Below are 24,459 nucleotides of genomic sequence, written 5' to 3'. Positions count from 1 at the left end.
GCCAACACACCCAACGAAACCCGATCCGTCAACCTCGCAGAACCGGAATCCACACCACGCGCCTTGACCTGCCCGACCCTCGCCACCCGCAAATCCTACCGCACCCACGGTTAACTTAGCGGTATTGGCGTATGGGATGCAGGGCGGGGAGTGGGCGCTGGGGGTGGGGTTGGGTCGCCGGGTGGCTGTGGGTGGGGTGGGAGAGAAAGGGCGTGGGAGAAGCGGAGGCCAACGAGGCGGGCAGTGGGTGGGGCGGTTGCCGGCTGGCGGGTGAGGCGGGCCCTGGGTAGGTGGCTACCGGGTGGGGCGGGCAGTGAGGGGGCGGGCAGTGGGCGGGTGGTCGCCGGGTGGGGCGGCGCCGGATCCGGGGTGTGGAGGCGGGGGCCCGGGGGCAATCGAGACCACCGGGGTGGGGCCCGACCCCTCGACGGGCCCCTCCGGTGGGACATCACGCGGTGGGGTGGGAGGCGGTGAAGCGGTGGTGCGGTGCTCCCGAGAGGTCCCGATGGGACTGTCGAACCCGGCTGGCGTGACAGGGGGAAGTCTGGACTGGTGGCCGGGATATGGCCCAGCGTGATGGCACCTGAGTGCGGGTGGGTAGGACTACTCAGCGGGCGGCGTGGAGTACGGCCGTCTCCAGGGCCCGGCGGCGGGCTGGGGTGTTGTCGGCGCGGAAGCTGAAGGAGTCGACGGCTGAGCCGCCCATGGTGGTGGCTCTTGCCCAGAGGATGTCTACGTGCGCCTTCTCCAGGGCGTCGGCGACGCTGTGCAGCAGGCCGATCCGGTCGGCGGCGCGCAGTTCCAGCACCACCGCTCCTGGCGATCCGCCTGCCTCGTGGTCGAACCACAGGACTCTGGGTTCCGGGGCGTCCGCCGCTCGGCCGCCGTAGTCGCGTTCCTTGGCGGCCAGTTTCTCGGCCAGTGGCAACGACCCCGACAGCGCGCGGGTGAACTGCTCGCGCAGCAGGGCCGGGTCCGGCATGGCGCCGAAGCGCGGGGTCACCTGGAACACGCCGACGGCGACACCCGTGTGGATGGCGACCGTGGCGGCGTGCACCTCCAGTGAGTTCAGGGCCAGCACGCCCGCCGCTCGGGACAGGACGCCTGGGAGGTCGAGGGTGGCCAGGGTGATGGTGCTCGACGTGGTGCCCGCGTCGGCCTGGGCGGCTGAGTGGAGGTGGACGTCGGGTCTTCCCGATGTCTTGACCGAGGTGGCCAGGGCGCGCTGGGTGTCGTCGAGGGGTACCGGTTCGGGTAGCGGGCCACCCGCCATCGCGGTGCGGCAGCGGGTGACGAGGTCGGTGACGAGCCGGGCCTTCCAGTCCGTCCACACGCCCGGGCCGGTGGCGAGGGAGTCGGCCTCGGCGAGGGCGTGCAGCAGTTCCAGCAGCACCGGGTCGCCGCCGAGGGTCCGCACGACCCGGTGGACGGTGGTCTCGTCCTCGACGTCGCGGCGGGTGGCGGTGTGCGGCAGCAGCAGGTGGTGGCGGACCACGGCCGAGACCACCGCGACGTCCTGTTTGGACAGTCCGAGGCGTTGGCAGACCTGGGTGGCCAGGGCCGCGCCGACCACCGAGTGGTCCTGGTCGCGGCCCTTGCCGATGTCGTGCAGCAGCGCGCCGATGAGCAGCAGGTCCGGGCGCGACACCGAGGTGACCAGCCGGGCCGCGTTCACCGTGGTGCGCACCAGGTGCCGGTCGACGGTCCACAGGTGCGCGGCGTCGCGCGGTGGCAGGTCGCGGACCGCGCCCCACTCCGGGAACAGCCGGGCCCAGAGGCCGGTGCGGTCGAGGGCCTCGACCACGTCGGTCAGCCCCTCCCCCGCGCCGAGCAGGGCCACCAGGTCTTGGCGCACCTCGGCGGGCCACGGCGCGCGCGGCTCGGGCGCGGACTCGCCGAGTCGGGACAGCGCGCCGGGGGCGATCGGGTGGCCGGTGCGGCCCGCGGCTGCGGCGACGCGCAGCAGCAGGCCGGGGTCCTTGGCGGGGTCGGCGTCACGGGCCAGGGCGACCTCGTTGCCGTGCAGGACAACGCCTTCGTCGAGGGGGCGGCGGTCGGGGGTGCGGCGCAGCACGCCGAGGACCTTGCGCGTGGGGGTGGCGGCGGCGGTGGAGCGCAGGGCCACGTCCAGGGCGTAGGCGACGGCGCGGCCCGCGCCGGAGAGCGCGCGGGCGAGGGCGAAGCGGTCGCCGAGGCCGAGCACGGCGGCGATCTCGTCGCCGTCCTGCGGCTGGAGGACATCGCGCGGGCGGCCCGCGATCCGGCGCAGCTCGGTGCGGGTGTCGAGCAGCAGGGTGTGCGCTTGGACGACCTCGCCGCTCGGGCGGTCGACGAGCTGGGCCAGCGCGAGCGCGTCGAGGACGGCCAGGTCGCGCAGGCCGCCGCGGCCGTGCTTGAGGTCGGGCTCGACCCAGTGCGCCACCTCGCCCGCGCGCGACCAGCGCCCGCGCACCGACTCGATCAGCTCGCCGAGCCGCTTGCGGACCCCGCCGCGCCACTGGTCGCGGGCCGCGGTGGCCAGCCGGGCGGTGACCTCGGCGTCGCCCGCCAGGTGCCGGGCGTCGAGCAGGCCCATGGCGGTGCGCAGGTCGTGCGCGGCCACGTCCAGCGCCTCGCCGACGGTGCGCACCGAGTGGTCGAGGCCGACACCGGAGTTCCACAGCGGGTACCAGAGCCGCTCGGCCACCGCGTCGAGCGGCGCCCGGCCCTCGTGCACCAGGACCAGGTCCAGGTCGGCGAAGGGCACCAGCTCGCGCCTGCCCAGGCCGCCGACCGCGAGCAGGGCCACCCCACCGCCCCGGCCGCCGACCCCGGCCGCCGCGGCGTGCGCGGTGAGCCAGAACTCGTGCAGGTCGGCCAGTGCCTCGCGCAGGGCGGCCGGACCCAGTCGGTGCCCCGACGCGCCGGACCTGGTCCCGGTGCCCGCGCCGAGGAGTCGGTCGCGGGCGAGGACCAGGTCCGCCGCGGTCGGGGACGTGCCGCGCTCCCCCGTGGTCATCGGCTCAGATCGCGTCCGTGCCGCGCTCGCCGGTGCGGACCCGGACCACGGTGTCCACCGGGGTGACCCAGACCTTGCCGTCGCCGATCTTGCCGGTGCGGGCCGCCTCGACCACCGCGTCGAGGACCTTCTCGACCGTGCTGTCCTCGGCCAGCACCTCGATGCGGACCTTGGGCACGAAGTCCACCGAGTACTCCGCGCCGCGGTAGACCTCGGTGTGCCCCTTCTGCCTGCCGTAGCCCTGCACCTCGCTGACCGTCATGCCGAGCACGCCGATCTGCTCCAGGGCCGCCTTCACGTCGTCGAGGGTGAACGGCTTGATGATCGCGGTTACCAGCTTCATGCCCCTGCGCCTTCCCTGCCCGCGCCCGCGGTGGCCCGCTGCGCCAGCACGTCCGCTGTCCTGCCGAGCGAGTTCCCGCCGCCGCGCAGGCTGGAGAACTCGTAGCCGCTCTCGGCGTGCTCGGACTCGTCGATGCCGGTCTGCTCGGCCTCCGCAGACACCCGGAACCCGATGGTCTTCTGGATGGCGAAGCCGATGATCAGCGTCAGGACGAAGGAGTACGCCATGACCGCGACCGCCGCGATCGCCTGCTTGCCCAGCAGACCGAGGCCGCCACCGTAGAACAAGCCGTCCTTGCCCAGCGAGTTCACCGAGGTGGTGGCGAAGAATCCAATCGACAGGGTGCCGATCAGGCCACCAAAGAGGTGAACGCCGACCACGTCGAGTGAGTCGTCGAAGCCGAGCTTGTACTTCAGGCTCACCGCCAGGGCGCAGACCACACCAGCGATCAGGCCGATGGCCAGCGCGCCGAGCGGGCTGACGAAACCGCAGGCCGGGGTGATCGCGACCAGGCCGGCGACCGCGCCGGAGGCCGCGCCCAGGGTGGTGGGCTTGCCGTCGCGGAACTGCTCGACGACCAGCCAGCCCAGGACCGCCGCCGCGGTGGCCGCGGTGGTGGTGAGGAAGGCGACGCCCGCGAGGTCGCCTGCGCCCAGGGCCGACCCGGCGTTGAAGCCGTACCAGCCGAACCAGAGCAGGCCCGCGCCGAGGATCACCAGCGGCAGCGAGTGCGGCCGCATCGGCTCGCGCGGCCAGCCCTTGCGCTTGCCCAGCACGATCGCCAGGGCCAGGCCCGCGGCGCCCGCGTTGATGTGCACCGCGGTGCCACCGGCGAAGTCGAGCGCGCCGAGCTTGTTGGCGATCCAGCCGCCGACGAAGTCGACCCCGGTGGTGCCGTTGAAGTTGAAGACCCAGTGCGCGACCGGGAAGTAGACCACCGTGACCCAGACCGCCACGAAGATCGTCCACGCCCAGAACTTGGCGCGGTCGGCGATGGCGCCGGAGATCAGCGCGGCCGTGATGATCGCGAACATCAGCTGGAAGACGATGAAGACCAGGTGCGGGATCTGGTGGCCGTTGACCCACGGCGCGTTGGGATCGGTCGGCGCGGTCCCGAACAGGGTGCCCACGGTGCCCTTGAGGCCGGCGAAGTCGAGACCGCCGAGCAGGCCACCGCCGACGTCGTCGCCGAAGGCGAGGCTGTAGCCGTAGGGCACCCAGAGCACCGTGACCACGGCGAGTGCGATGAAGCTCATCATGAGCATGTTGAGCACGCTCTTCGCGCGCACCATGCCACCGTAGAAGAATGCGAGGCCCGGGGTCATGAGCATGACCAAGGCCGCGCTCACGAGCACCCAGGCGGTATCTCCTGCGTTCACATCGTCCTCCCGTGAACCTGTTGACTGGCGGGAAGCATCGGTCGGCGCTGTTTCGCTGGATCGCGCCGGAGGTTTCGCGGCGGTGAACTACCCAGGTGCACGTGTTACGGCCACGTTTCCCTCACCGCTGGTGAGCGATCGACTACCGAAGCGCGCCGGTAACGTGGTCTGGCGATGACTGACGTGCGGAACGTGTACCGCCTGCTGACCGCCCGACTCCCCCACCACGCCGGGACTGGGACCTCCGGGCTGGTCCCGGCGCCGGTGGCGGCCATCGCGGACCCGGTGTGGCTGGCCGCGCAGCTGGCTGCCTCGGGCAGGCTGTACCGGTTCGGGGACCGGCCGGTCTTGGGCGTGCTGTGGTGGTACTCGGCGAGCTCGGTGCTGCTGGCGCCGACGGTGGAGTCACTCGTGGTGACAGGTGTAGCGCTGGATCCCACCCGGGTGACGCTGCACCTGCACCCGGACGGGCGACTGCTGGCGGCCACCTCGGACGCGATCAGCGCGTCCCCCGTGGACGCGCTGTGGACGGCCCTCGACTCGGCGATCACGGCCGTGGCCGAGGTGAGCGGCGCGCGGGCCCGGACGCTGTGGGCGATCGCCGCGGACTCGCTGGCCAACCGGGTGCTGTGGGCGGGCGGGCGGCCGGAGTTCGCCGTGGCGCTGGGCGGGCAGGTCAAGGACCTGCCGACGCCGAGGTTCGTCTCGGTGAACGGCCGCGACTACGTGCGGCGTGGCTCGTGCTGCCTGGTGTTCGAGGCGACCGGCGGGGACAAGTGCGTGTCGTGTCCCCGACAGCGGCCTGAAGAGCGGATGCGGCGGCTAAGAGCCATCTGACTCGGCGTACACGCGCTGGAGTTCTGCTCTGCCATCAGCGGTAAGAGCCCCGTGGAGACGAAGTCTGGCCATTCCGCCGTCGGGGAAGATGTCCAACCGCGCGTGGGTGGTCTCGGGTACGTCGTGAAGCGCGAAGCGGTGGCGGGTGTCCGGCTGCAAGCGGGTGCGGTCGAGCAGGGTGAACCAAGACTCGCCGTCAGCGCTACCGCTGAGGGTGGCCCAACCGGGGGCGTTGCCCTTGAAGTGGGTGGTGTCCAGCTCAGCGAACCTGATCACGCCCGCGGCGGCGAGTCGCACGACGACCCAGTCGTTGCCGTCGTCGCGGCGGCGGGCGGTCTCCCAGCCCTCCCCCATCACCGCGGCGGGTCCAGGGGCTATCAGGTTGCTCGGGGTCGAGTAGAACATGTTGCTGCACGCGGTGATCCGGCCGCCGTGTTCGAGCGCGGCGAGGTCGAGGGCGTCCGGGTCCAGCCGCGCCGGGTCGGCCACCGGGTCGCCGTGCGCGCGCAGCCGGGCCACGCCGCCGTCGGGGTGGATGGTGAGCCGCACGTGCGTGAACCGGCGCGGACTGTCCACATCGAACTCGTTGCGGGTGTCGCCGTCGAGCGGGCCGCGGTCGACGAGCACCGTCCAGTCGGCGGCGAGCAGCTCGTCGACGTCCGGGTAGCCGGTCACGGCGCACGCGGACACGGTGCAGGCGGGCGGGTAGTTGCCGGTGAAGAACGCCGTGTCGACGACGACCCCGCGCAGGACGCCGGGCATGCCCAGCCGCACGATCGCGTGGTCGTCGCCGGGCTCGCGCCTGCGCCGGGTCTCCCAGCCGTCGTAGACCTGCCCCTTGTGGCCGAAGGTGGCCGGGCGGAACCCGGGTGCGGCCGGGGTGATCAGGTTCTCCCGCTCGGCGAAGGTCTCGTCGTTGGCCCACACGACCGCGCCACCGGCGCGCCGGGAAGCCAGGTCCGGGAGGGTGACCCAGGCGCCGCTCACGCCCGCTCCAGCAGCGCACCGCGCGGGTGGTCGCCGGAGACCTCGACGCCGCCCAACCAGGTAGAGCGGACGACGCCGCGCAGGCGCGCACCGTCGTAGGCGCTTACCGCGTTGCGGTGGTGCAGGGCAGCGGCGTCCACAGTGAACTCCTCTTCCGGGGCGAACACGACCAGGTCGGCGTCGAAACCAGGGGCGATGCGGCCTTTCTGGTGGAGACCTAAGAGATCCGCCGGCCCCGCAGCCATCCATTGCACTACCTGCGGTAGACCGACACCTCTTACCCTCGCACCGGTCCACACCGCCGATAGGCCTACCTGCAACCCAGCGACGCCTCCCCACGCGTCGGCGAAGTCGCCGGTGTCGAGGCGCTTGAGCTCGGGGGTGCAGGGTGAGTGGTCGCTCACCACGATGTCGATCACGCCGTCGGCGAGGCCCTGCCAGAGCAGCTCGCGGTTGGCCGCTTCCCGGATCGGCGGGCAGCACTTGTACGCAGTGGCACCGTCGGGGATGTCCTCAGCGGCGAAGGTCAGGTAATGCGGACAGGTCTCCACGGTTATCCGAACGCCGTCGGCCTTCGCGGCCCTCAGCAGCGGTAGAGCGTCCGAAGAGGACAGGTGGACAACGTGCACACGGCCTCCGGTGAGGCGCGCGGCATCCACGAGCAGTTCGATCGCGGAGTTCTCAGCGACGCGCGGGCGAGAAGCCAGAAAGTCAGCGTAAGAGCGGCCCGGTGGCGTGGTGGTGATCGCGGCGCCATCTTCGGCGTGCGCGATGAGCAGGGTGCCCAGGCCCGCGATGACGCGCAGATGTCCGACGAGCTCGTCTTGCCCAAGGTGCCCGAACTCAGGAACGCCCGAGTCGAGCAGGAAGCACTTGAAGCCGAACACACCTCCGGCGTGCAGTGCGGCCAGCTCACCGGTGTTGCCCGGAACCGCACCTCCCCAGAAACCGACGTCGACATGCGTGCGGCCGCGCGCGGCCGCACGCTTGATCCCCAGCGCCCGTGCGTCGACCGTGGGCGGGAGGCTGTTGAGCGGCATGTCCACGATCGTCGTCACGCCACCCGCTGCCGCGGCCCTGGTGGCGGTCGGGAAGCCCTCCCAGTCGGCCCGGCCGGGATCGTTGACGTGCACGTGCGTGTCCACCAGACCGGGCAGCAGCACCTCGTCGGGCGCCAAGTCGACCACGCGCGCGTCACCCACAGGGGCATCGATCGGGTCGAGTGCCACGATCCGGCCCTCGCGCACGCGCACGCAGGCCGGGGCTTCGCGATCGGTGACCACCCGCTGGGCACGGAAGACCAGATCGCTCACGGCGTTCGCCGCTCGGCCAACACGTTCAGCTCGTCGCGCGTCAGCCCCGAGTGTCGGGTGACTTCCTCGGCGCTCAAGGCCCCACAGTCGATCGCGCGGCGCAGCGATAGCGCTAGCGCGGCGGCGGTTGCTGGTTCGTCCAAGACAGTGCCGGTAGTGCGGGCGAGGTAAGAGGCAAGACGTTGACCGTTAGCGGCGGCCGACTCCAGGTGATGGGCGTAGACAGCGGCATAGCGGGTGACCAACTGCGCGGGATGGAGGTCCCAGCCTTGGTAGAAGCCGTTGTCCAAAGAGCGACGCACAAGCCGATAGTGGGTACGCCAGCCGTGGGCCACAGCCTCGCCGACCGGCAAGACGTTGGTGGACCCGTCGGAGAGCCGCACGCCTGTCCCCGCGGCGCCAACCTGCATGGCGTGCCGGGCGAAGTCGCAGGCGGGGTGCGCGAGGTGCTGCTGGCCCGCGCCCAAGCCACAGGCGGCGGTGTAGTCGTAGGTCCCGAAGTGCAGGCCGGACACCCGGCCGCGGCCCGCCGCGATCAGCCTGGGCACGCTCAGCCTGCCCGCGTGGTCGACCACCGCCTGGGTGGTCTCGACCTGGATCTCGAAGGTCAGCGCGCCCGCCCGCAGGTCGAGCCGGTGCTCGAGCACGTCGAGCGCGCGCCCCAGCACCTCGACCTGGGCCGGGCCGGTGACCTTCGGGAAGGTCAGCGCGATCGGGCGGCCGAGCGCGGTGAGCACCAGGTCGAGCGTGCGCAGACCCCGGCGCAGCAGGTCCGGGGTGTCGAAGGACTTCATCCGGATGCCCGCGGCGGGCAGCGACCACCGGTCCAGCAGCACGGCCGCGCGGGCGGCGTCGGCGTCCTCGACGTCGTCGGGCCGCAGCCCGTAGCCGTCCTCGAAGTCGACCCGGAGGTCCTCGACCGGCTCGGCGGCCAGCTTCGCGCGCACCCGCTCGTGCACGGCCGGGGCCAGGTCCGCCGGGAGACCGATGATCCCGGCGAGCACGGCGGCGTCCGGAGCGTGCTCGTCGAGGGTGGCGAGGGCCTCGGTGCCCCAGCGCGCGGGCAGGTCGTCGGTGATCTTGTCGGCGGGGACGTAGCAGGTGTGCACCGGCTGGCGCGCCGCCGAGTCGCCCGGGTAGCGGCGGGCGCGATCGGCGTCGGCGGTGGCGAGGTCCGCGGCGAACCCGGCCAGGAGGGCACCGTCGAGGGTGGTCCGCATGTCAGATCCGCTCGTATGCGGGGATGGTGAGGAAATCCGGGTAGTCCGCGGCGAGTGCCACCTCCGCGAAGAGGTCGACAGCAGTGTCCACAGTGTCCTGAGGCAGGTCGGACAGTGTTCGCCGCACTTCGCCGAGAACCTCGCGGACTAGCTCTTCGGTCACCGTGACCCCGTTGTCCAAGAGGGTCGCGTTGCGCACCCACTGCCAGATCTGCGACCGGGAGATCTCTGCGGTGGCGGCGTCCTCCATGAGGTTGTGGATCGCCGCCGCGCCGTTGCCCGACAGCCACGACACCAGGTAGCGCACCCCGACATCAACCGCTGAGCGCAACCCCGCCGCTGTAGCCGCCCCCGGCGTCGCGGCGACGTCGAGCAACTCTTGAGCGCTGACGCTTACGTCGTCGCGCAACCGGTCGAGCTGGTTCGGCCGCTCCCCAAGAACTCCGTCGAACACCTCGCGGCACACGGGGACCAGGTCTGGGTGGGCGACCCAAGAGCCGTCAAAACCGTCCGCGGCCTCACGTCCCTTGTCTTCGCGCACCTTCGCCAACGCTTGCGCTGTGACCTCCGGGTCGCGGCGGTTCGGGATGAACGCCGCCATGCCGCCCATCGCGAACGCGCCCCGCCGGTGGCAGGTGCGCACGAGCAACTCGGTGTACGCGCGCATGAACGGCGCTGTCATGGTGACGCTAGCGCGGTCAGGTAGTACGAACTCTGGTCCTGCGTCGCGGAAGTACTTGATAAGACTGAACAGGTAGTCCCACCGGCCCGCGTTAAGCCCGGACGCGTGTTCGCGCAGCTCGTAGAGGATCTCGTCCATCTCGAACGCCGCCGGGATGGTCTCGATCAACACGGTCGCGCGGACCGACCCGTGCGGGATACCCAACTCGCGCTGAGCGTGGGTGAACACGTCGTTCCACAACCGTGCCTCGTGGTGGCTCTCCAGCTTGGGGAGGTAGTAGTACGGGCCCGCGCCGCGGTCGAGGGCAGCCTGGGCGTTGTGGAAGAAGTGCAGACCGAAGTCGACCAGCGCGCCGATCGCGCGCTTGCCGTTAATCGAGATGTGCTTCTCGTCCAGGTGCCACCCGCGCGGCCGCACGACGATCACGGCGGGGCGCGTATCAGGGGCGAGCGCGTAAGAGCGGCCATCGGGAGAGGTGAATGAGATCGTGCCGCGCACGGCGTCGTACAGGTTCACCTGACCGGAGACGACGTTCTCCCAGTGCGGGGTGTTCGCGTCCTCCAGGTCGGCGAGCCAGACCCGGGCCTCGGAGTTGAGCGCGTTGATCGCCATCTTGCGCTCGGTCGGGCCGGTGATCTCCACCCGGCGGTCGGTGAGCGCGGACGGCGCCTCGGCCACCCGCCACTCGGACTCACGGACCCGGCGGGTCTCCGGGAGGAAGGCGAGCGGGCGCCGCTGCCGCCGCACCGCGAGCAGCTCGTCCCGCCGGTCGGCGAAGGCGGTGTGCAGGCTCGCCACGAACTCCAGGGCCGCCGGGGTCAGGATCTCCTCGGCACGCGGCACCGGCCCGCCGGTCACGTCGATCTCGGCCATGGGGACATAGTGGCCCCCGACGGCCGATTCAGGTACCCGCGACGCGGACCCGGCCGTTCAAGTCCCGGTAGCGCGGTCGGGCAGGTCGGCCAGCAGCCGGTGGCGGACCGCGAACGAGGCCGCCTCCAGGCGGGAGTGGACCCCGAGCTTGGTGAGCAGGGCTTGGACGTGGGTGCGCACGGTGGTCGAGGAGATCCCCATCCGGCGCTGCATCGCCGCGGTGCCCGCGCCCTCGACCAGCAGGGCCAGGCACTGGCGCTCGCGCGGGGTCAGGTGGGCGGCGAGGCGGTGCGCGTGCAGCACCTCCGGCGACCGCGGCGCCCGGTTGCGGGTGGGCAGGTCGACGACCACCTCGCCGTCGAGCACCCGGCGCAGGGCCTGGGCCAGCGCGCGGACGCTACCGGTCTTGTGCAGGTAGCCCGCCGCGCCCGCGTCGAGGGCGCGGGCGACGACCTCGGGGTCGTCGTCGGCGGTGAGCACCAGGATCTTGGTGCGCGGGCTGGCCGCGGTGAGCTCACCGAGCGCGGCCACCCCGTCGCCGTCGGCGAGGTTGCGGTCGAGCAGGCACAGGTCGGGGCGCATCCGGCGCAGCGCGGCCACCGAGGCGGCCACGGTGTCGGCGACGGCGCGCACCACGAAGCCGTGCTGGCCGAGCACGGTGCCCAGCGCGTCGGCGAAGACCGCGTGGTCGTCGCACAGGACGAGGTCGGTCATTCTGCCTCCGGGGTTCCGTCAGCAGGCTCAACGACGCCGAAGGTCACTCGGATGCGGGTACCGGTGGGGAGTTCCGGGGTGATCTCGACGGTGCCCCCCGCCGCCCGGACCAGACCGTCCACAATGCCCAGTCCGCGCCCGGCATGCCCGGGCGGCCCGGCGCCGAAGCCCGGACCGGAGTCGGCCACCTCGACCACCGTCTTGTCGCCACCCGAGGCGCCGACCCGGACCGCGCCGCCCGCGCGCACCGCGTTGTCGACCAGGTTCGCCACCACCCGCCAGAGCACGCCCGGGTCCAGAACAGCCCGCACCGGCTCGCCGGGCACCAGCTCGACCGGCGCGCCCGCGGCGGCGAACACCGAGACCAGCTGGGCGAGCAGGGCGGTGACGTCGATCGCGTCCACCGGCCGGAGCGGACCGCCCCTGACCAGGTCGATGAGCCGGGTGACCTGGGCATCGATCAGCTCGACCCTGGTCCGGGTGTCCGGGCTCAGCGCCGGGTCGGCGCGGACGGACTCGGTGAGCAGGGACAGGGTGGCCAGGTCGTGGCCGAGGTCGTGCAGCAGGTCGTTGAGCGCGGACCGCTCGTCACGGTCGGCTCGGCGGCGACCCGTGCCGGCGCGTCGGTCGTGCGACCAGTCCATTCGGCGCCCCCAGGGAGTGTCCTCTAGCGACATCGGCGCGCGGGTCCCCCGCGTTGCACCGACGGCCGCCGCCGTCACCGGGCATTCGGAGCGGACGAGCCCTCGGTTCACTCCGATGTCGCAGTGAACATTCCCATTTCCTCAGCGCAGCGTGACCAACCTTCACCCGGTCGTGAGAACCGCCTCGACGATGATGTTGTCCCGGTAGCTGCGGATCGAGCGGTCGAAGGTGCCGCCGCAGGTGACCAGCCGCAGCTCCGGCACCGGCGTCGGCGCGTAGACCAGGTCGGTCGGGAAGGCGGTCTTCGGCGTGTGCCGCGTGGTGGCCACCGCGAAGGCGACCCTGCTGCCGTCGGTGCGCTCGACCTCGATCCTGTCCCCCGGCCGCAGGTCGACCAGGCGGAAGAACACCCCCGGCCCCGCCCGGGAGTCGACGTGCCCGGCCAGCAGCGCGGGCCCGACCGAGCCGGGCGCGGGCCCGGCGGTGAACCAGCCCGCGATGTCGGCCGCGGTCGGTGGGATGAGCGCCCCGGTGCCGTCCACCCCGATGTCGACCAGGGCGGTGTCCACCCCGATCGCCGGGATCCGCACCCGGGCCGGGCGCACCGGCGCCGGGTCGGCCGAGGCGGTCTCGATCGACCAGGTCGGACCGGGTTCGGTGGTCGTCACCGGCGCGGACGCGGCGGGCGCGGGAGTTCCCCGACCCGCGCCCGCCACCCCGAAGGAGACGAGCAGCACCGCCACCGCGGCCAACGCCCCGGTGGCGACCCGGCCCAACCCGCTCACGCCTACGCCTTGCGGCGGCGCAGCACCGTGACGAACAGCGCGCCCGCCGCACCCGCGACCGCGATCAGCCCGAGGGTCAGCACCATCACCCGGCTGGTGGACCCGCCACCGGTCTCCACGCCACCGGCGGGCACCACCTCGGCGCCCTTGGCGTCGGCCTTCACCTCGGCGGTCAGCCCGCCGTTCTTCTCCAACACCAGCACCGTGTAGACGCCGCCCGGGTCCAGGGTCACCGGCAGGTCGGTCGCGGGCGCGCCCTTGGGCAGCACCTGCAGCACCGAGGCGCCCGCGTCGACCAGGCTGTAGGCGGTGGCCTTGCCGAACGCGGCCTTCTCGATCACCGGGACACCCGCGCGGTCGATGTCGAGCTCACCGGCCTTGGGGGCACCGTTGACCACGCGCATCCGCGCCTTGCCCGCGGGCGGGAGGGTGATGTCGTCGTCCAGGACGCTCAGCGACAGCGAGGTGAACTTGCCCAGGCCCGCGACGGTGTAGGCGCGGCCGTCGGTGGCGTCCAGGGTCGCGGAGATGACCGGGGCGCTCTTCGGGTCGGCCCCGGCCGCGCGCATGGCGACGGTGTAGGTGCCCGGCTCGATGCGCTGGTAGCCGGAGATGTCGCCGTAGCCGACGCCGTTGAGCTTCACCGACCAGTCGGGGCGGGCGAAGTTGGTGACCGTCACGTCGACGTCCGGGGTGTCCGGGGACAGGTGGGCGAGGCGGAGGTAGGTACCGGTGGCGGCCTGCGCGGGCAGGAAGGCCCCGGCGAACACACTCGCCAGGCCCGCGACCAGCAGCGGGATGAGGAAACGGCGGAGGGTCTTGCTCATCGGTTCGTCCTTACGGGGATGGGGATTCACTTCGGGACCGGGGCGCCGGGGGCGGGCATTCGCCAGCTGAGCGCGAACCCCCGATCGGTCACGCGGGAGTCGTCGGGGGCGTACGGGGGCAGTTGGGCGGCGAGCCAGGTCTTGAGCGCGGTGACCACCGCCGGGTCGGTCGCCGGGGCACCGTCCACCTCGGACAGCACGGCGGTGCGCAGCGGCAGCTCCGAGCCCGCCTCCGGCGCGGGGTTGGACACCTCGGCCAGGGTGAGGTCGTGCTGGGCGCTGATCTCGGCGAGCACCGCCATCACCCGCATGTCGACCTGGCCCGCGCGCAGCGCCGCGCGGACGGTGTCGGGCATCTCGATGCGGTCGTTGGCGGCGAGCTGGCCACCGGCGGCGTTGCGGTTGCCGTCGGCGACGTAGCCCGCGCCGCCGTCGGTGAGGGTGATGGTGATGCCGGGGAAGCGGGCCAGCGGCAGCCCGGTGCCGTTGGCGGCGAGCGTCGTGACGCCACCTAGGTGGGCGCGGTTGGCGGGCTGACCCGCGCGGGCCAGGTCGCGGCGCAGGTCCGACCAGAGCAGCGGCGGCGCGGACAGGTCCGTGGTGGACGCGGCGGCGGCGGTGAACCAGTCGACGGCGGCCCGGTGGTCGGCCGACGGCGTGACCGGCGTGCCGACCCGCACCCCCCAGCCAGCGCCGGCCAGGGCGGCGATCGCGGCCAGGGCAACGCCCGCCCGGCGGGCGAGCGCCGGCGCGCCGTCGGGGATCCGGGTGGCCAGCTCGTCGGCCAGGATGGCGACGACCAGCACCGCGCAGGCGAGCGAGACCGGGACGAGTGCGTCGGTGGCGACGCCACCGGCCAGCGAGAGCAGCGCGGCGGTGAGGAGACCGGCGGCGACCGGGCGTGCCCGGCCGACCAGCAGACCACCCGCCCCCGCGAGCAGGCAGCCGATCAACAGCAGGTCGCGCAGGTCCGCGCCGAGCACCACCGAGGACGGGACGGCGAGGACATCGAGCGCGATCAGCGCCGCGCCTGCCAGAGCGACGACGCCCAGCACGCCGGTCCACACCCACTTGCGCGCGAGCACGCTCCACACGAGCCCGCCGACCGCGACCGGGAGCAGCACCAACGGGACCGTGGCCACCGCCACCGGTAGCGCGATGACGGCGATGGTCAGCAGTTTCGGGTCCTTCTTGCGCACCGCGGCGGCGGCCGACACGCCGGCGACACCGAGCCAGGCGGCGCCCAGCGGACCAGGCCCGGCGGTGGCGAAGGCAGCGACGACGGGCACGCAGACCGCAGCTGCGGCCAACGCGACCGCGGCCGCCAGCGGTCGGACGCGCAGCAGCAAGGCGATCAGCACCAGGCACAGCGCGGCCACCCCGACAGCGGCGACCGAGACCTCGCGCGCGCTGATCAACACGCTGCTGTAGCGCTCGAAGGCGCGGCTGATCCCGGCGTACAACACCATCTGCAGGTCGGGGAACACCAGTCCACTCGGGACTGAGGGGACGTCCTGGCCAGTCACACCGCCGTACACGGCGTCCACGATCGCGTTTTCCGCGACCGAAACCGGCAGCGTGGCCGAAACCATCGCCACCCGCACGGCAAGCGCCGCACCGGATGCCGCGGCGAGCAACCAGCCGACGGCGGCCACGGGCTTCGTGCGCCACCACGGGACCCGGGTGGACGCGGAGCGCACCGAGAGGGGCCGCACTGGGCTCAGCCACCGCGCGGGCACCCGTCCGACCAGCGCACCGAGGTGCAGCACCGCGTCGAACAGGCGCATGAACGGGAAGAACACGGCGATCGGCAGGTAGCGGGACTCCCGCTGGCGCGCGGCGACGATCAGGGTCAGCAGGAGGTCGGGCAGGAAAACGCCGAGGAGCAACGCCGGGACGGTGATCAACCCGAACGCGGCCAGGACGGGGACGGCGAGCAGTGCAACCGAGGTGAGCACGTTCTCCACCGCGAACGCGACTAGACCCGCCGTGTGCGGACCGCCACGACCGTCGCGGCGCGCGGCCTGCCAGAACCCGCGCGTCCACAACCGGACCTGCCGGGCGTAGGTGCGCAGGTTGTCCGGGTCGCGGGTGCCGACTACCGCGCCGCGGACCACCACGACCCGGCCGAGGCCGCGGCGGTAGATCTGGTTCGACAGGTCGAAGTCGGCCACCACCAGCCCCTGCGGGTCGGCGTCCAGCGCGGCCAGCACCGAGGACCGGTACATCCGGGCCGGGCTGGGCAGCAGCCTGCCCGCCTCGACCCGCGGCCGCGTCCGGTTGACCGTGAGCAACCACTGGGTCAGCGCGTAGGCGCGCGCCCGGTAGGCGGTGAGCAGGCGCCCGACGAAGCCGCGGCGCGCGGAGTCCCAATCGGTCTGCGCGTAACCGGAGACGGCGGCGACATCGGAGTCGTCGAAGAGCGGGAGGGTGCGGTCGAGGAACTGCGGGTGCGGGCGGTGGTCGACGTCGAGCACCAGCACGTACCGGTAGCGGTCGAGGGCCTGGAAACCAGTGAGCGCCGCGGCGACCGCGCCCGCCCGGCCCGCCGGGCGCAGCGTCTCGGCGACGTTCACGCCGTGGTCGTGCGCCACGTCGACGGTGCGGTCGGTCGACTCGTCGGAGACCACGTGGATGTCGGTGCGCGGCACCAGCTTGGCCGCGGCCTCGATGGCGGCGACGATCTCGCCCTCGGCGTCGCGCGCGGCGATGACCACCGCGACCTCGCCGAGCACCGGCTCACCCCGGGCGACCAGCAGCGAACCGCGCTGGCGGTCGCGCAGCAGCACACCGAGGGCGGTGCCGACCGGGAAGCCGACGCCGACCACGAGCACCGCGAGCAGCCACGCCGGGATCACCAGCGCGCCGGTCTGCCGTAGGTCACCGAGCCCACCCCCGTAGACGGCATGAGCTTTTCCCGTGCCGTCGGTGCGACCGTAGGATCCGACGACCCGAAAGGGCTCACCCGGCTGGATGAGGGCGGCTACGTCGAATGGAGGGGATCGGCGCGCGGCATGAGACCCGCCGACCGGGCGGCGCTGACGGCCTGCAACCGGCTGTGCACGCCGAGCTTGGCATAGACGCTGTGGGTGTGCGTGCGGATGGTGTTCGCGGACAGGCCGAGCGCGGACGCGATCTCCGGACCGCGCATCCCGTCGACCATGCAGGCCAGCACCTCGCGCTCCCGGCCGGACAGCGAGTCCAGCGGGCCGGTGCCGGTGCGCGAGCGGTGCACGTCCTCGCGCAGGCCACGCAGGATCACGCCGAGGAAGCGCGGCGGGAACCAGGCGTCACCCCGGCAGACCCCGCGCAGGACCTCGACCAGGTGAGTGGTGCCCGCGGCCTTGGGGATCCACGCGTCGACACCGAGGCGGGCGGCGGCCAGGGCGCGCAGCGGGTCGCGGCTGCCGGTGAGGGCGACGAGCCGGGCGTCCGGGGCCGCCGAGCGCAGCGCGGCGAAGAGCTCGGCCTCGGACCGCCGGGCCGACTCGGGCTCGACGGTGATGACGTCGGGGCGCTCGCGGGCCAGGCGGGCGGGCAGCTGCGGGTCGTCACTGGTCGAGTGACCGACCACCCACAGGTCGGCGAAGGCGGCCAGTCTGGCGGCCAGCGCCTCGGTGAGCAGGGCGTGGTCGTCGACTAACCAGAGGCGTAGCGGGTCCACGGGCGACAGGGTGCCGGGTGGATGAGCCGAATGTCCTCATGCATCTGGACGAGATGGTGACTGGTTCACTCGATCGTGGCTGGTGGGGGTGGGTGTGTTGCGGTGCGTGTGCTTGAGCCCTTGGGCTCTCTTGGCTCTCTTGGGCTTTCGTGGGCGCGGTTGGGTGGGGGTGCTGGATTGGGTGGAGTGGCTTTGTTTGGGGCCCCTAAGAAAAGAGGCGCCGGGGTGAAGCGGGTGGGGAAGGGATCACCCACGCCTGGGCCAGGCTAGCGCCTCTTTTCTCCCCAAACAAAGCCACTCCACCCAATCCAGCAGGTCAGGGGGGCGTGTTGCGGCTGGTGGGAGGAGGGGAGAGCGGAAGGCAGGGATGGCCTCAGGGGGTGCCGGGGTAACGGGTGCCGGGGTAGCGGGCGCCGGGGTGCCGGAGTAGACGGGTAGCGGGGTGCCCGGGTGGCGGGGTGCCCGGGTGCCGAGGTGCCCGGATGCCGGGGTGCGGTCAGCGGTGGCGGGGGTGGGGGCCCGGTGGTGACAACGAGGGTTGGGGCGTTGGCGACCACGAGGGTTTAGGGGTCGGCGGCAGAGCCCGTGGCCGCCTTGGGCCTTGGGTCGCGGCGCCTCAGTGTTGTTGCTGTGCGGGCTAGTTGAGCAGGGCGTCCACGAAGGCGGTGGGGTCGAAGGGGGCCAGGTCGTCCGGGCCCTCGCCCAGACCGACGAGCTTGACCGGGACGCCGAGTTCGCGTTGGACCTGGAAGACGATGCCGCCCTTGGCGGTGCCGTCGAGCTTGGTCAGGACGATGCCGGTGACCGAGACGACCTCGCTGAAGACGCGGGCCTGGGTCAGGCCGTTCTGGCCGGTGGTGGCGTCCAGGACCAGCAGCACCTCGTCGACCTTGCCCTGCTTCTCGACGACTCGTTTGACCTTGCCGAGTTCGTCCATCAGGCCGGTCTTGGTGTGCAGCCTGCCCGCTGTGTCGACCAGGACCGCGTCCACGCCGGTGGCGCGGCCGGTCTTGACCGCGTCGAAGGCGACGGCGGCTGGGTCGGAGCCTTCCTTGCCGCGGACGACCTGGGCGCCGACTCGGTCCGCCCAGGTCTGGAGCTGGTCGGCGGCGGCGGCGCGGAAGGTGTCAGCCGCGCCCAGCACGACGGTGCGGCCGTCGGCGACCAGGACTCGGGCGAGTTTGCCGGTGGTGGTGGTCTTGCCGGTGCCGTTGACGCCTGCGACCAGGACGACCGCGGGCTGCTTGTCGGCGCCGACACCGTGTGGGAGGGCGCGGACGGCGCGGTCCATCTCCGGGTGGAGGGCCTCTACGAGGACCTCCCGGAGCAGGGCGCGGGCCTGCTCGGGCGTGCGCACGCCACGGGCGACGAGTTCGACGCGGAGGCGGTCCACGACGTCCTGGGTGGTGGCCGCGCCCAGGTCGGCGAGGAGGAGGGTGTCCTCGACGTCGGTCCAGGAGTCCTCGTCCAGGTCGCCCGCGCCCAAGAGGCCCAGGAGGCCCTGGCCGAACGCGGAGCGGGAGCGGGAGAGCCTGCCGCGCAGTCGTTCCAGGCGGCCGGAGGTGGGGGCGATGTCGTCCGCCGTGTCGACCTGCTGGACCGGGATGCGGTCGGTGGGCGGGGCGGACTGGACCGGGAGGCGCTCGGTCTCGGGTTCCGCCTGTACCGGGATGCGGTCGGTCGGCGGGGCTGGGTCCACTGGGGCGGGTGAACCGGGCTGGGCGGACGTGTCGGTGTCGGACCGGGGAGCGGGGACCGTGCCGGTCTTGGGCTCAGTCGGCTGCGCGGTGTCGGTCTGGGGATCGGCGCCCGGGACCGTGGTGGTGTCGGGGGCGTCGGGGAGGGTGACATCGACGATGCCGCGCTTGGCCGAGTCGCGCGGGACCGAGGCGTCGTCGCCGACCCCGGGCTGACCGTCGACCTCGGTGCGCTCGCCCGCCGGGTGGACCGGTGGGGCGGTCGGGGCGTCCCGGGGGCCGCCGGGGGCCAGGCTGATCCCGCTGCCCGCCTGGTAGCCACCGCCCTTGGGGCGCTCGGTCACCTCGGGCTTGGGCTCGTCCAGGCTGATCCGCCTGCGCCGGGTGAGGACGACGCCGGTGACCAGGGCGACGACCAGCAGCGCCACGACGGCGATGAGGATGATGATCACGGTGTCCGACACCCGGCCATCCTCGCATCCCGCGGCGCGGGCCCGCTGGGCGCCGCACCCGGCCTGTGGACAACTGAGATCTTGCGCGCGGCAGCCGAGTGCAATAGACCACTTCCTCGACAAGCCAGGTGTCGACGCCTGCACCGCAGGCCCAGGACCAGGGGGAAACCCGTGCGCGTGCTCGACCTCGCGATCATCGTGGTGTTCCTGGTGGGCATGCCGCTGCTGGGCGTGCTCATCGCGGGGCGGCAGCGCTCGGCCAGGGACTACTTCGTCGGCGACGGCAAGATCTCGTGGTGGGTCGCGTGCCTCTCGGTCGTGTCCGCGGAGACCTCGACGCTCACGGTGCTCAGCGTGCCCACCGTGGCCTACCTCGGCGCGTTCACCTACCTGCAGTTAGCCATCGGTTACATCATCGGCCGGACGGTTGTCGCCTTCGTCCTCTTGCCGCGGTACGTCGCGGGTGAGGTGACCACCGCTTACAACTTCCTCGGTGAGCGGTTCGGGGCGGGATTGCAGAGCACCGCGTCGGTGACGTTCTTGTTCACGCGGTTGCTCGCCGACGGTGTGCGCCTCTTCGCGACCGCGATCCCCATCAAGGTGGTACTAGCGGCCTACGGGGTGAGCGCCGCCTACTGGCAGATCGTCGCCGCGCTCGGTGTGGCGATGGTGGTGTACACGTTCTTCGGCGGTGTGCGGGCGGTCGTGTGGGTCGACGCGATCCAGATGCTCTGGTACGTGGCCGGTGGCGTGGCGGTGATCGTGGTGCTCGCGGGGAAGCTGCCCGACGGCTGGCTGTCGGCGGCGGTCGAGGCCGGTAAGACGCAGCTGTTCGACTTCGCTTCCGCGCCGACGGCCAACCCGTACTCGTTCGTCGCCGCGGTGTTCGGCGGGGCGGTGCTGTCGATGGCCTCGCACGGCGCCGACCAACTGATCGTGCAGCGGCTGATGTCCTGCAACGACCTGCGGGCCAGCCAGAAGGCGCTGGTGGCCAGCGGATTCGTGGTGCTGCTGCAGTTCGCGATGTTCCTGCTCATCGGGACGATGCTCTGGTCCTTCTACCGCGGTCTGGACCCGGTGTCGGGTCTCGGGTTGACCACCGGCGACGAGCTGTTCGCCTCATTCGTGGTCAAGGAACTGCCGAGCGGGCTGTCCGGCTTCGTGATCGCGGGCATTCTGGCGGCCGCGCTGAGCTCGTCGCTGGGCGCGCTGGCCTCCTCGACGGTCACCGACGTCTACCAGAAGATCGTCAAGCGGCCGCTGTCCGACGCCGAGGCGCTCAAGCAGGGTCGCTTGTGGACGGTGGTGTGGGCGGGCGCGCTGATCGTGTTCGCCTCGATGTTCACCACGACCAAGAACCCGATCGTCGAGACCGGGCTGGCGATCACCGGCTACACCTACGGCGCGCTGCTCGGGGCGTTCCTGCTCGGCCTGCTGGTCCGCCGGGCCCGGCAGGCCGACGCCGTCGTCGCGTTCGTGACCACCGTGGCGGTGATGGCGTTCGTGATCCTCGGGCTGAAGTTCAGCAAGTCCTCCGGCGCCCTGCTGGGCGTGGACTTCGGCAAGCCGAACCCGGCCCAGGGCAGTGTCGCGCTCGCCTTCCCCTGGTACACGCCGCTGGGCGTGGCGGTGACGCTGGTCGTGGGCGGGTTGCTCTCCCTGCGCCACCGCCGCTCCCCCACCTCGCTACCTCTCAGCTGAAGATTCCCTGCTCGGGCGCCAGGATGCCACGCGGGTCGTACTGGGCCTTGGCCTTGCGGGCCCGGCCGTACTCGGCGCCGTAGTGGCGCGGCCAGTCGGCGCGGGTAGTGGGGATCGAGCCGATCGGGTACTGGGTACCGCCGATCGCGCGGGCCCGTTCGTAAGCGGCGCGATTGTCGGTCAAGAGCTTGCGTACGACCGTCTCGTCCGGGGGTGCCACGGTGCGCAGGATCGACAAGACGAACACGGTAGGACTGTCCGGAACAGACACCAGCGGACGGGTAAGACGCTTGCGCGGCACCGGGTAGAACAAGATCGGGCCGCCGCCGGTGTCAGCGGGCGTCGTGCGGGAGAGCAGGTCCGCGATGTAGGCGTCGGTCGCCTTGTCCGGCAAGAACAGGTTCAGCCACGGGTTCGCGAACCTGAGCGCCTTGAGCTGCTCGACGAGCGCGTAGATCCGGTTGATCCAGTCCAGGTACGGGAGGCTCGTGACCTCAGTCGCCGCCGGGGTGGGCAGGCCGCGCGCCAGTTTCGCGTCGTCCGGTGCGGCGCCGGAGTGGTAGACCGCGCCCTCCAAGAGGTAGCTCCAGCCGGTGGGCGTGGAGACTGCTTGGCCTTCCAGGTAGTCGAAACGACCGTCGGCAAGGGCAATCCGCTGCGCGGCGGTAAGAGACGGCAGGTCAGCGTAAGTAAGCCGGTAGACGCGGGCGGTTGTCTTGGCCGGGATCAGGCGGAGCGTCGCGCGGACGATGATCCCGTACTGACCGAGGCCGCCCAGCACGGCGTCGAAGAGGTCTCGGTTCTGGGTGGGCGAGCAGGTCAGCAGCCTGCCGTCACCGGTCACGACCAACAACTCCAGCACGTTGTCCACCTGCAGCCCGTGGCGCGAGCTGGCGCCCCCGATGCCGCCGACGGACAGCGTGCCGCCGACCGAGAGGCCGAGGTAGTCGGTGGCGACCGGCGGGGTGAGGCCCGCCGCGGTCGCCGCGCTGAACAGGTCGAACCAGGTCACGCCCGCGTCGACGACCGCGCCGCGCGGGGTGATGCCGTGCACCCGGGACAGCGTGCGGGAGTCGATCACCACCCCCGCGGGGGCCTGGGCCTGACCGAAGGTGGAGTGCCCCTGGCCGCGCACGGCCACGGCGATCCGGTGCCGGTCGGCGAACCGGACCACCCGCCGCACGTCCTCGACCGACGCGGGCCGCAGCACCGCGCGGGGGCGGCGGTGCGCGATCTGGCCGTAGTCCTCGGCCGCCTCGGCCAGCGCCGCCTCGTCGGTGACCAGCTCCCCGTCCAGGTCGGGGACCGCCAGACCGGTGGCACCGGTGTCCGCCTGCGCCTGGGTGACCCAGCCGAGGCCCACCGGGTCGAAGGCGACGACGGCGGCCGCTGCGGCACCGGCGACGAGGACGTGGCGGCGGTTCGGCATGGACGCTCCTCATGCGAGGGTGATCACGAATGGGCGTCACCCTAACGAGTGAAACTCGCTCGGCTACCGCCGCCGGTAGCCGACCAACTCCAGGTGCAGGTCGAACCCGAGCGCGCTGAACATCCGCTCGGAGGCGTCGTTGCCCAGAGCGATCACCGCGGCGGCCTGCGGGCGCGCGCCGTGCTCGGCGACCATGGCCCGCAGCAGTGCGCGGACCAGCGACCGGCCCGCGCCCACCGCGCGCATGTTGGGGTCGACGCCGACGTAGTCGACGTAGAGCTCCTCGGGCTGGGCCAGCCCGGCCGCGTAGCCGAGCACGCCGTCGGCGCCGGTCAGCACCACGACCGTGTGCCCGCGCGCGCCCGCGACCAGCTGCTTACCGGTGATGGTGCGGTTGGGAAAACACCGTTCGTGCAGGTCGACGACCTCGGCGCGGACCCTCGGGTCCCGATCGAGCAGCCGCGGACCCGGGGTGCTGTCGGCCACCCCGACCAGCACCGACCGCAGCGCGGAGCCGGTGAGGGTGAACACCCGGCTCGCCGCGCCCGCGGCGAACCCGTGTCGCGCGGCGAAGTCGCCGAGCCTGCGGTTGCGCCGGTGGCCGTAGAGCTCCAGGTCGGTCACCCCGGCCAGCCGGGGCAGGCCGAGGGCGAGGTCGAGCAGGTCGTCGGCGGTGTTGTGCCAGAGCTGCCTGCCCGCCGGGTGACCTGCGGGGATGTCGACGAACGGGCCGTGCAGCCAGGCCCGGCCCAGCTCGGGGTCGACCTGCGCGCTGAGCACCGCGCGCACGGCACCGCCGTCGTCGGTGCCCACGACCGCCCCGGAGGCCCAGTCGGGGGTGAACCCGGCGAGCTCGTCGGCCAGCTCCTCGGCCGTGACGCCGTGGTAGCCCACCAGGTGCTCGGGGTCCGCCTGCAGCGTGACGAGCAGCTCGACCACGGCGGGTCGGTCGGCGGGTGTGGCGGGGCGCATCGAATACATGTCCGAAATCGTGAACTCCGGACGAGCCCCGGCGCGAGCGGATTACCGCGACGACCGAGGGGCGGGTGTCCACGGAGCGGTACGCACACGCATCGGGACCGACCCCGCGGCACCCGGGCACCGCTGAATCGTCAAAGCGTGCACTCTGGGTGATCGAGGCACGCCGAACCGATCACCCCGCACAGCGACGGCACACGTCCGGACAGTCACCAGATGTCCCCAATGGACGACACAGGTCACCTGTCCGGGGGTTTGTCGAGATCTTGAGACGGTCCCGTTACTTGCGAAACGATCGGATCGGACCATACTTTGTGCGATCCTCACGGCGTCCCGCCCGCGGCGGGGCTTTCACGATCCCAACCGGACGGTCGCACATCGCCTCCGGTGACCTGTAAGAGAGGCCCTGCCGATGGCTAGTTTCGACGCGAACCGCGTCACGCCGATCGAGTGGGCCGGCATCGGTGCCGGCGTGCTCGCGTTCATCTCCAGCTTCTTCCCCTGGTACTCGCTGTCGTTCAGCGGTTCCTCGCTGGCCTTCGCGGGCATCAGCACCTCGCTGACCGCGTGGGGCGTCGGCCTGCTCGGCTGGCTGCCGGTGCTGCTGCTGGTCGCCGCGGCGGTGCTGATCCTGCTGCCGCACTTCGGCAACGCGGTGAAGAACCAGCCGCTGATCTGGCTGATCCTCGCGGCGGTGTCCGTGGTGTTCATCATCATCCGCTGGCTGACCCTGTCCAGCTCGAGCGGCATCGGTGCGCTCGGCGCGGACTCCGGGATCTCCGACGGCGCGGGCTTCGGCCTGTACCTGGGCCTGCTCGCGGCGGTCGTGTCCACCGTGGCGGCGTTCCTGACCTTCCGGGCGGCCCCCAGGGCCGCTCCCGGGCACCCCGGTCAGCCGAACCCGGGCTACCCCGCCGCCTGAGGCTTGCCTCGAC

General features: G+C 72.3%; 19 protein-coding genes. 3 read left to right on the top strand and 16 right to left on the bottom strand.

The genetic code is table 11. The annotated features are described in order from the left end of the window. Positions 1-607 precede the first annotated feature (607 nt). Genes QSK30_RS32620 through QSK30_RS32610 form a run of 3 tightly spaced genes read right to left on the bottom strand, consistent with a single transcriptional unit; the run spans position 608 to position 4,672 of the window. Positions 608-2,998: a [protein-PII] uridylyltransferase gene (locus tag QSK30_RS32620; protein WP_285508875.1), complete on the bottom strand. Its 2,391-nt coding sequence runs from the start codon at positions 2,996-2,998 to the stop codon at positions 608-610. A gap of 4 nt (positions 2,999-3,002) precedes the next feature. After that, complete coding sequence (locus QSK30_RS32615) at positions 3,003-3,341, bottom strand: P-II family nitrogen regulator (RefSeq protein ID WP_285508873.1); 339 nt, start codon at positions 3,339-3,341, stop codon at positions 3,003-3,005. Continuing rightward, positions 3,338-4,672: an ammonium transporter gene (locus QSK30_RS32610; RefSeq protein WP_502871924.1), complete on the bottom strand. Its 1,335-nt coding sequence runs from the start codon at positions 4,670-4,672 to the stop codon at positions 3,338-3,340. The genes QSK30_RS32615 and QSK30_RS32610 overlap by 4 nt, the downstream gene beginning before the upstream one ends. Before the next feature lie 222 nt (positions 4,673-4,894). On the opposite strand from QSK30_RS32610, the gene QSK30_RS32605 reads away from it, so the two are divergent. Continuing rightward, the gene (locus QSK30_RS32605; protein WP_285508869.1) at positions 4,895-5,557 is read left to right on the top strand and encodes a (2Fe-2S)-binding protein; all 663 of its coding nucleotides are present in this window, start codon (positions 4,895-4,897) and stop codon (positions 5,555-5,557) included. Here the strand turns inward: QSK30_RS32605 and alc are convergent. The 11 genes from alc to ftsY all read right to left on the bottom strand — a co-directional run bounded on the left by alc (position 5,543) and on the right by ftsY (position 19,428). Then, positions 5,543-6,544 (bottom strand): allantoicase, encoded by a 1,002-nt coding sequence (alc, locus tag QSK30_RS32600; protein WP_285508867.1) that lies wholly within the window; start codon positions 6,542-6,544, stop codon positions 5,543-5,545. The two genes, QSK30_RS32605 and alc, sit on opposite strands and share 15 nt — an antisense overlap. After that, complete coding sequence (allB, locus tag QSK30_RS32595) at positions 6,541-7,857, bottom strand: allantoinase AllB (protein WP_285508865.1); 1,317 nt, start codon at positions 7,855-7,857, stop codon at positions 6,541-6,543. The genes alc and allB overlap by 4 nt, the downstream gene beginning before the upstream one ends. Beyond that, positions 7,854-9,077, bottom strand: a complete 1,224-nt coding sequence (locus tag QSK30_RS32590; RefSeq protein WP_285508863.1) for a DUF6986 family protein — start codon at positions 9,075-9,077, stop codon at positions 7,854-7,856. Before QSK30_RS32590 ends, allB begins: the two co-directional genes overlap by 4 nt. Position 9,078: 1 nt before the next feature. Next, a complete protein-coding gene (gene aceB, locus QSK30_RS32585) occupies positions 9,079-10,632 on the bottom strand; it encodes a malate synthase A (RefSeq protein ID WP_285508861.1) in 1,554 nt (517 codons plus the stop codon). Between the two features lie 57 nt (positions 10,633-10,689). Continuing rightward, positions 10,690-11,346, bottom strand: a complete 657-nt coding sequence (locus QSK30_RS32580) for a response regulator (protein ID WP_285508859.1) — start codon at positions 11,344-11,346, stop codon at positions 10,690-10,692. Next, entirely contained in the window at positions 11,343-11,990 is a 648-nt protein-coding gene (locus tag QSK30_RS32575) for a sensor histidine kinase (RefSeq protein WP_285508858.1), read from the bottom strand. The genes QSK30_RS32580 and QSK30_RS32575 overlap by 4 nt, the downstream gene beginning before the upstream one ends. Positions 11,991-12,152: 162 nt before the next feature. After that, positions 12,153-12,776 (bottom strand): class F sortase, encoded by a 624-nt coding sequence (locus QSK30_RS32570; protein WP_285508857.1) that lies wholly within the window; start codon positions 12,774-12,776, stop codon positions 12,153-12,155. A 2-nt stretch (positions 12,777-12,778) separates the two neighbouring features. Beyond that, positions 12,779-13,603: a DUF4397 domain-containing protein gene (locus QSK30_RS32565; RefSeq protein ID WP_285508855.1), complete on the bottom strand. Its 825-nt coding sequence runs from the start codon at positions 13,601-13,603 to the stop codon at positions 12,779-12,781. Positions 13,604-13,629: 26 nt separating this feature from the next. Next, a complete protein-coding gene (locus QSK30_RS32560) occupies positions 13,630-16,461 on the bottom strand; it encodes a glycosyltransferase family 2 protein (protein WP_285508853.1) in 2,832 nt (943 codons plus the stop codon). A gap of 125 nt (positions 16,462-16,586) precedes the next feature. Then, complete coding sequence (locus tag QSK30_RS32555; RefSeq protein ID WP_285508852.1) at positions 16,587-17,267, bottom strand: helix-turn-helix transcriptional regulator; 681 nt, start codon at positions 17,265-17,267, stop codon at positions 16,587-16,589. Positions 17,268-17,904: 637 nt separating this feature from the next. After that, the gene (ftsY, locus tag QSK30_RS32550; RefSeq protein WP_285508850.1) at positions 17,905-19,428 is read right to left on the bottom strand and encodes a signal recognition particle-docking protein FtsY; all 1,524 of its coding nucleotides are present in this window, start codon (positions 19,426-19,428) and stop codon (positions 17,905-17,907) included. Between the two features lie 159 nt (positions 19,429-19,587). Between ftsY and QSK30_RS32545 the strand changes: the two genes are divergently transcribed. Continuing rightward, on the top strand, positions 19,588-21,117 hold the full coding sequence (locus QSK30_RS32545; RefSeq protein ID WP_285508848.1) for a sodium:solute symporter: 1,530 nt from the start codon (positions 19,588-19,590) through the stop codon (positions 21,115-21,117). Here the strand turns inward: QSK30_RS32545 and QSK30_RS32540 are convergent. Further along, complete coding sequence (locus QSK30_RS32540) at positions 21,110-22,546, bottom strand: FAD-binding protein (protein WP_285508846.1); 1,437 nt, start codon at positions 22,544-22,546, stop codon at positions 21,110-21,112. The two genes, QSK30_RS32545 and QSK30_RS32540, sit on opposite strands and share 8 nt — an antisense overlap. Before the next feature lie 63 nt (positions 22,547-22,609). Then, positions 22,610-23,527: a GNAT family N-acetyltransferase gene (locus QSK30_RS32535; protein ID WP_285508844.1), complete on the bottom strand. Its 918-nt coding sequence runs from the start codon at positions 23,525-23,527 to the stop codon at positions 22,610-22,612. Positions 23,528-23,936: 409 nt separating this feature from the next. On the opposite strand from QSK30_RS32535, the gene QSK30_RS32530 reads away from it, so the two are divergent. After that, positions 23,937-24,446, top strand: coding sequence for a hypothetical protein (locus tag QSK30_RS32530; protein ID WP_285508842.1), 510 nt, complete (start codon positions 23,937-23,939; stop codon positions 24,444-24,446). Positions 24,447-24,459 lie beyond the last annotated feature (13 nt).

Source organism: Actinokineospora sp. NBRC 105648, assembly GCF_030269645.1.
Classification (GTDB): Bacteria; Actinomycetota; Actinomycetes; order Mycobacteriales; family Pseudonocardiaceae; genus Actinokineospora.
The sequence above is the reverse complement of the archived record's forward strand: the minus strand, read 5'-3'. Positions and strand labels throughout refer to the sequence as shown.

Excerpts from the sequence above, each read along its gene's own strand:
- QSK30_RS32530 (WP_285508842.1), top strand. The coding sequence starts at position 23,937 with ATGGCTAGTTTCGACGCGAACCGCGTCACGCCGATCGAGTGGGCCGGC.
- QSK30_RS32620 (WP_285508875.1), bottom strand. The coding sequence starts at position 2,998 with ATGACCACGGGGGAGCGCGGCACGTCCCCGACCGCGGCGGACCTGGTC.
- QSK30_RS32615 (WP_285508873.1), bottom strand. The coding sequence starts at position 3,341 with ATGAAGCTGGTAACCGCGATCATCAAGCCGTTCACCCTCGACGACGTG.
- QSK30_RS32605 (WP_285508869.1), top strand. The coding sequence starts at position 4,895 with ATGACTGACGTGCGGAACGTGTACCGCCTGCTGACCGCCCGACTCCCC.
- QSK30_RS32535 (WP_285508844.1), bottom strand. The coding sequence starts at position 23,527 with ATGTATTCGATGCGCCCCGCCACACCCGCCGACCGACCCGCCGTGGTC.
- QSK30_RS32540 (WP_285508846.1), bottom strand. The coding sequence starts at position 22,546 with ATGCCGAACCGCCGCCACGTCCTCGTCGCCGGTGCCGCAGCGGCCGCC.
- QSK30_RS32590 (WP_285508863.1), bottom strand. The coding sequence starts at position 9,077 with ATGCGGACCACCCTCGACGGTGCCCTCCTGGCCGGGTTCGCCGCGGAC.
- aceB (WP_285508861.1), bottom strand. The coding sequence starts at position 10,632 with ATGGCCGAGATCGACGTGACCGGCGGGCCGGTGCCGCGTGCCGAGGAG.
- QSK30_RS32610 (WP_502871924.1), bottom strand. The coding sequence starts at position 4,672 with ATGCTCATGACCCCGGGCCTCGCATTCTTCTACGGTGGCATGGTGCGC.
- QSK30_RS32580 (WP_285508859.1), bottom strand. The coding sequence starts at position 11,346 with ATGACCGACCTCGTCCTGTGCGACGACCACGCGGTCTTCGCCGACGCG.
- QSK30_RS32565 (WP_285508855.1), bottom strand. The coding sequence starts at position 13,603 with ATGAGCAAGACCCTCCGCCGTTTCCTCATCCCGCTGCTGGTCGCGGGC.
- QSK30_RS32575 (WP_285508858.1), bottom strand. The coding sequence starts at position 11,990 with ATGGACTGGTCGCACGACCGACGCGCCGGCACGGGTCGCCGCCGAGCC.